This window comes from Streptococcus sp. 3167 (genome assembly GCF_013277175.1).
GTDB classification, from domain to species: Bacteria; Bacillota; Bacilli; order Lactobacillales; family Streptococcaceae; genus Streptococcus; species Streptococcus pseudopneumoniae.
In genome coordinates, this window is record NZ_VMML01000084.1 from 1 (window position 1) to 6,290 (window position 6,290).

General features: G+C 37.9%; 8 protein-coding genes. 2 read left to right on the forward strand and 6 right to left on the reverse strand.

What is annotated here, in order from left to right:
* Positions 1–371 precede the first annotated feature (371 nt).
* A complete protein-coding gene (locus HT678_RS10295) occupies positions 372–671 on the forward strand; it encodes a YbaB/EbfC family nucleoid-associated protein (protein WP_050971582.1) in 300 nt (99 codons plus the stop codon).
* 343 nt (positions 672–1,014) lie between these two features.
* Here the strand turns inward: HT678_RS10295 and pta are convergent, their stop codons facing one another.
* Genes pta through HT678_RS10315 form a run of 4 tightly spaced genes read right to left on the reverse strand, consistent with a single transcriptional unit; the run spans position 1,015 to position 4,399 of the window.
* Entirely contained in the window at positions 1,015–1,989 is a 975-nt protein-coding gene (gene pta, locus HT678_RS10300) for a phosphate acetyltransferase (protein WP_000451579.1), read from the reverse strand.
* A gap of 43 nt (positions 1,990–2,032) precedes the next feature.
* Positions 2,033–2,929 (reverse strand): RluA family pseudouridine synthase, encoded by an 897-nt coding sequence (locus tag HT678_RS10305; RefSeq protein ID WP_001209995.1) that lies wholly within the window; start codon positions 2,927–2,929, stop codon positions 2,033–2,035.
* A complete protein-coding gene (locus HT678_RS10310; RefSeq protein ID WP_050207566.1) occupies positions 2,926–3,744 on the reverse strand; it encodes an NAD kinase in 819 nt (272 codons plus the stop codon). Before HT678_RS10310 ends, HT678_RS10305 begins: the two co-directional genes overlap by 4 nt.
* A complete protein-coding gene (locus HT678_RS10315; protein WP_000171679.1) occupies positions 3,728–4,399 on the reverse strand; it encodes a GTP pyrophosphokinase family protein in 672 nt (223 codons plus the stop codon). Before HT678_RS10315 ends, HT678_RS10310 begins: the two co-directional genes overlap by 17 nt.
* A gap of 698 nt (positions 4,400–5,097) precedes the next feature.
* On the opposite strand from HT678_RS10315, the gene HT678_RS10320 reads away from it, so the two are divergent.
* Entirely contained in the window at positions 5,098–5,286 is a 189-nt protein-coding gene (locus tag HT678_RS10320; RefSeq protein ID WP_000109850.1) for a hypothetical protein, read from the forward strand.
* A 186-nt stretch (positions 5,287–5,472) separates the two neighbouring features.
* Here the strand turns inward: HT678_RS10320 and HT678_RS10325 are convergent, their stop codons facing one another.
* Positions 5,473–5,904 (reverse strand): DUF2335 domain-containing protein, encoded by a 432-nt coding sequence (locus tag HT678_RS10325; RefSeq protein ID WP_000379281.1) that lies wholly within the window; start codon positions 5,902–5,904, stop codon positions 5,473–5,475.
* Entirely contained in the window at positions 5,888–6,094 is a 207-nt protein-coding gene (locus tag HT678_RS10330; protein WP_000917045.1) for a hypothetical protein, read from the reverse strand. Before HT678_RS10330 ends, HT678_RS10325 begins: the two co-directional genes overlap by 17 nt.
* Positions 6,095–6,290: the final 196 nt, after the last annotated feature.

Sequence of the window (6,290 nt, forward strand, 5' to 3'; positions counted from 1 at the left end):
TAAGTGATAAAGTCGGGAGGCTACCATTTAGATTTTACTATTAGCATAAAAATAATAATAGACAACTATTTATCCGAAAATAGATAGAGGTAACATGTTTGTAGACAAAGCATACAAACCTTTAGTAAAATCATTTCCATGAAACTAGAATAGAGCCCCTCTTAACAAAAATAATTATTTTAATTTATTTCTAATCACTCCTTGATATAAATAACTCTCACCAATAAAAGACTATGTCTTAAAAAAATGGTATAATAAAATCAATACTTGGGCTTGATGGCTATGCTACTAATAACAATTAGGAGAGAAAATCAGGCACTTGTTAACAACAAGGATTATCCCCTTGAGATGAAAGGAACTTTAGAAATCTTATGATGAACATGCAAAACATGATGCGTCAAGCACAAAAACTTCAAAAACAAATGGAACAAAGCCAGGCCGAACTTGCTGCCATGCAATTTGTTGGCAAATCTGCTCAAGACCTTGTCCAAACGACCTTAACTGGAGATAAGAAAGTTGTCAGCATTGACTTTAATCCAGCTGTCGTTGACCCAGAGGACCTTGAAACTCTTTCTGATATGACCGTTCAAGCCATCAACTCTGCTCTTGAACAAATCGATAAAACTACCAAGAAAAAACTGGGTGCTTTCGCTGGGAAATTGCCATTCTAAAAACAAGAAGCTAGAAAACAATACTTGTCGATAACAAAGGCTAAGAAAGGTGCAAAAATTATAAAAAACGCATAATAGCAGGTGTCAAAACACTCAATATTATGCGTTTTCTCATGAAAAAATTCTCTTTTCATACTCATTTAAAATCAAAAAGGGAATTTATCGTTTTACGGACATGTATATTACAGATTTCTATAGGTCGTATATAGACAGGATATCATCGCTTGGAAGTTGTCCTTTTTGACACCAATCAGTAATTTAGTTCTCAGGAGTTAATGGCAGTGCTTTTCGTACATAGTTTCATAACTACAGTATAGCATAGTATATCGCTTTATAGTTTTCACTATTGATGAACTGCTTGAGCTGCTGTGATAAGGGTTAACTTGTAAACATCATCTGCATTACATCCACGAGAGAGGTCGTTAACAGGCTTGTTCAAACCTTGCAAAACAGGACCTACTGCCGCAAAGCCACCAAGACGTTCAGCCATCTTGTATCCGATATTTCCTGCCTCGATACCTGGGAAGATGAAGACATTTGCTTGACCAGCTACCGTACTTCCAGGAGCTTTCAAAGCTGCAGTTTCAGGAACAAAGGCTGCATCAAATTGCAACTCACCATCGATTTCAAGGTCAGGGCGCAAGTCGTGAGCAATTTTAGTTGCTTCAACGACCTTATCAACGCTTTCACCAAAACCTGAACCTTTAGTAGAATAGCTTAGCATAGCAATTTTAGGCTCGATTCCAAACATCTTAGCTGTGATTGCTGAGTTGATGGCAATTTCAGCCAAAGCTTCTGCATCTGGATTGATGTTGATAGCACAGTCTCCAAATAGGTAACGTTCAGAGCCACGAACCATGAGGAAGGCACCTGAAGTACGAGTTACATTTGGACGAGTTTTAATGATTTGTAGGGCTGGACGAACTGTTGAAGCAGTTGAATGAATCGCACCTGACACCATTCCATCAACCAAGCCCAAGTAAACCAACATAACACCAAAGTAGTTTACATCTTCAACCAAAACCTTGCGTGCATCTTCTTCAGACATTTTGCCCTTGCGACGCTCCACCAAGGCAGCAACCATTTCTTCAAATTGAGGATAATGTTGAGGGTCAATGACTTCATAACCATCCATGATCCCTTCAATTTCAAGATAAATTTTAATTTTTTCAGGATTTCCTAACAAAACAGGAATCACTTCTGTTTCTTTTACCAAACGTTTAGTCGCTTGAAGAATACGTGGCTCTTCCCCTTCAGGGAGAACGATACGAGCATTTTTACCAACAAGGTTGGCTTTGAGACTTTCAAAAACTTCCATGAGTTTTCTCCTTTAAGATAATAATTATACTCTGAAACAGTTTTTATAGAGTATTAGTTGATAACTGGGTAATAAGGTTGCTGAAATCATCCGGCAAGGGACTTTCTAACTGCAAATCTTGCTCTAAAAATGGATGATAAAAGGATAGGTAATGGCAATGCAGGGCCTGACGTTGGATGCCGTCGTCCAGACTACCACCGTACAAATCATCGCCCAACAAAGGAAAACCAATATGAGAAAAGTGGACTCGAATTTGGTGGGTTCGACCAGTGTGCAGCCGAATGTCGACCAAGTGGATATTTCCATAAGAAGCTACAATCTTGTAGGAAGTATGGGCATATTTTCCACCTTTAGCCACCCGTCTGGTAATAATGGAGTCTTCATCACGCGCAATCGGGGCAATAATTTCCCCCTCTGACTCCAAGTGTCCATCACCTTTAACCAAAGCAAAGTAGCGTTTTTCAATGGACTTCTTCTGCAACTGCTTGTCCAATCGTGCATGGGCATAGCCGTGCTTGGCAAAGAGCATCGAGCCAGAAGTATCCCTATCAAGCCTGGTCACAATGTGAACTTGCTGATTTTCGTAATTTTGCTTGACGTAGTAACCCTTGATAAAATTGGCAATAGTATTGGAGTGGTTAACACTAGGAATAGAGGCAACTCCATAGGGTTTATTCAAGACTAGAAAGTGGTCATCCTCATAGAGAATATCCAGTGGGCGCTCGATAGCTTCCAAGGTTTCAAAGCCTTCCTCAGCGGGAATATCGATAGTAACGCGGTCCCCAAGATCCAATAGATAGGTTGCATTTTGTGGTTGGTCATTGACCAGAATAGCCCCACCTCGAAACTTAATCTTGGCCAGAAGCCCCTTAGAAACCTCGTGCTTTTTTAAGAAGGTCTTAACCTTGACATGCTCATCTGCGATAAATTCAAACCTCATTCGTCCACCTCGCCGATAAAGGCATCCTTAACACGGTTCCAGAAACTAGTATGGCTAGGAGTCGCGACAAAGTGAATCTTATGATGATCGATTTGATACTCAATACGCTCAATATTACGGAAAGAATAAACGCTATTGTCAACCGAAATGGTATGGTAATCATTTCTCGTTGGAATGAGTTCAATCTTATCCTTCTTAGGAACGATAATGGAAGAGCCCAGCGTTCGATAGACACGATTATTGAGGCTGGCAATTTCCGTTAATTGCAAAGCTTCAATGGTAGGGTGTAAAACAGAACCGCCAAGAGACTTGTTATAAGCCGTACTACCAGTCGGTGTTGAAACTGTTAGCCCGTCTCCACGAAAACGTTCAAAGGGAACACCATTGATGACAATATCTGCCACCATGGTTCGATCAGACCTGCGGATGCTGGCTTCATTGAGGGCACGAAAAATCTTGACCTCTCCATTTCCAAGAAAAACCTTCACATTTAGAACAGGGTAAGAAACCCTTGCTCCGGTATCTAGCTGCAAATTGGTCATTAACTTATCCAACTCAAAATCACGATAATCGGTATAAAAGCCCAGATGTCCTGTATGAAGACCGATAAAGCGTACCTTATCAAGTTGGTCTTCATACTTATGAAAGGCCGATAAGAGCATGCCATCTCCACCAATGGAAATGACAATGTCCGGACTGCTATCATTGAGTATAAACTGATTTCTTTTCAAACGATCTCGCAATTCATACAAAACCCTTTGACTCTGCGGTTTTCTATTGGCTATCAGGTCAATTCGTTTACCTGTATTCTTCATCTGTATCGTCACTGTTTCCTACACCGTCATTTAATTTTCTACTCAAAGGATCAAAAAGTGCCTGGGCTTCTTGGATATCATCACGAATTTCACCCATTTCTTCATCCAACTGATGGGCGATTCTAGCTGTAATTTCCAGTCGCTTCTTAATCTCCTCTGGGAAATCCCCTTGGTACTTGTAGTTGAGAGAATGTTCTATCGTTGCCCAGAAATTCATGGCCAAGGTACGTATTTGAATTTCTGCCAAAATAGTCTTGGCTCCATTGATGGTATCAACCATATATTCTACTACCAAATGATAGGAACGATAGCCTGATGCTTTTCGATGAGTAATGTAATCTCGCTCCTGTATGATTCGCATGTCCTGACGCTTGTGCAAAATCTCCACTACTTCCTTAACGTCATCTACAAACTGGACCATCACACGCAAACCAGCAATATCCTGCAAATCGTGCTCCAAGGTCGCATAAGTAATACCACGACGGGCCATTTTTTCTTTTATACTCTCAATTGGCTTGACTCGACCGGTCACAAATTCAATCGGAGAATGCTTATTTTGCTTACGATATTGCTTACGAATGCCACGAAGTTTAATCTTTAACTCACCAACAGCTTGAATGTAAGGATCTAGAAATTCTTCCCATTCTAAGGTCATATATTCTCCCTTATTCTCATATTATCCTTCAAAAATATCTTTGATTTTTTCTCCAGATTCATATACAATAAATACAATGCTTATTATACCATAAGTGAAAAACGTTTACAAATAGTTATCATCACTTGTAAATAGTTGAGTTTTTACTTATTTTTCGTTAAAATCATTTACACTAATTTCCATCGTTTTTTTAAATCGTATTCATCTTCGTATTCATTTTTACAATCATCTTTGCCCGTATAGTTGAGAAGGTTTCAATTTAATTCTAATAGTTTATAAATAGAAAACCGTGATTACTCACAGTCTTTTAAAAATAAAATAAAAAAACTCCATCAAAACTATTGACATTATGCAACCAAAGTTGTATGATGGATACATAAGGTTAAGGAGGAAACCTTAGACAAGGAAACTAGTAGAAAGGAACATGAAATGTTTAAGTTCAAAAAGAAACCACTCAAAGCAAAAACAAATAAGCTAGTAGTCAAAATAAACTTATTTATAATCAGCTTTGAATGGCACATCGAATTTGGATAGTGAAAAATCACTATCCACCCCTTCGGGGGTGTACTTAAATTATAACAGGAAAAACAATGAAAGTAAATCTTAAAGTTAGAAAAACCACCAAGCGTGAAAAAGTTGAATTTATTATTGGACTTCTTCTACTCCTATTTGCAGTTTGGTATTTTACGAGGTAATATATGTCAGTAGATATTGAAGCTATCCGCTGGCTTTTAGACAACGCCACAGCCTATGCTATTAGCAAAAACTGTGGCATGTCTATTCAGGCCGTGGACAAGTATAAAAATGGTGTATCGGATATTATGAATATGCGTCTAAAACACGCTATCAGCATGATAACATACGCCCAGGAACTTAAAAAGCAGTGATTTCGGTCACTGTTTTTTATTTTTAACAAAACACCGTTTTTGACAATAATACACCACGATTTCCTCTCCATATTCTTCATGTAACCGCTTTTTTGAACAATAGGATTGTGATTTTGCTTTCTAATCGTTCAAAATGTGTGTTTTTGAAAAATAAAAAAACCGCAAGCCTGAGCCTGCGGTGAAAAATTATTCTTTGTCTTTGTTTTTATTTTGATTATTCCCTGTAAACAAACCAATTAGCCCTAATGCAGTAGTTCCAGTTAAGACACTACCTGCAATTTGTTTATCTGTTGCTATTAAGTAAATTCCACCAATAATAACAACGAGGGCGATTAAAAAGCCAAATAACTGTCCCAATTTATGAGAAGCAATATTCCCTGATAAGTATTTATCTTCCATCTCTCTACGATGTTGGCTTTCTGCAATACCATTATCAATAATCTTTTGAGCAGCATCCGGATATAGCTCTTTATATCCTTTGAGAATGTCTGGATGAGGTAGGTCACCTTGATAGATTTCCAACTTCTGTAAAACTACTTGACGCTGTTCATGTGGTAAGCGCTCGACTTCATCAACAATATTATTGACTTCAATCAAATCTTTATTCTCGGTATCCAAATTTCATTACCTCTTTCTGAATGCCCATCGTTGATTTCTTGTAATCACTTTTGACTTTCTTCCAGTCTGGGACTGTATCAGCTTTTACTTTCGAAATGTTCTGGTTAAAGCTAAAAACAGGCAATACAATTGCTGTCATACCAAGTAAAAAAGACTTAAAGTATTGAGGTTGTTTTGTATTTTTTAACATCCCAAATTCCTCCTACTCGCTCCATAATATTTTTTTGAATTAACTTGATTATGACATCTTTCTTTAAAAAAGTCAATGTTTCTTACTCTTTTTAACAAAAAAATCCCCACAAGGACGAGTCCTGTGGGGTAGATAAACATTTTAGAAAAGTTTTCCTTTCCTTTTATTTTTTAAAATTATTTAGTCGTAATCAAGC

Coding starts and splice junctions, on each gene's coding strand:
- HT678_RS10295 (WP_050971582.1), top strand. CDS start 372: ATGATGAACATGCAAAACATGATGCGTCAAGCACAAAAACTTCAAAAA.
- pta (WP_000451579.1), bottom strand. CDS start 1,989: ATGGAAGTTTTTGAAAGTCTCAAAGCCAACCTTGTTGGTAAAAATGCT.
- HT678_RS10305 (WP_001209995.1), bottom strand. CDS start 2,929: ATGAGGTTTGAATTTATCGCAGATGAGCATGTCAAGGTTAAGACCTTC.
- HT678_RS10310 (WP_050207566.1), bottom strand. CDS start 3,744: ATGAAGAATACAGGTAAACGAATTGACCTGATAGCCAATAGAAAACCG.
- HT678_RS10315 (WP_000171679.1), bottom strand. CDS start 4,399: ATGACCTTAGAATGGGAAGAATTTCTAGATCCTTACATTCAAGCTGTT.
- HT678_RS10320 (WP_000109850.1), top strand. CDS start 5,098: ATGTCAGTAGATATTGAAGCTATCCGCTGGCTTTTAGACAACGCCACA.
- HT678_RS10330 (WP_000917045.1), bottom strand. CDS start 6,094: ATGTTAAAAAATACAAAACAACCTCAATACTTTAAGTCTTTTTTACTT.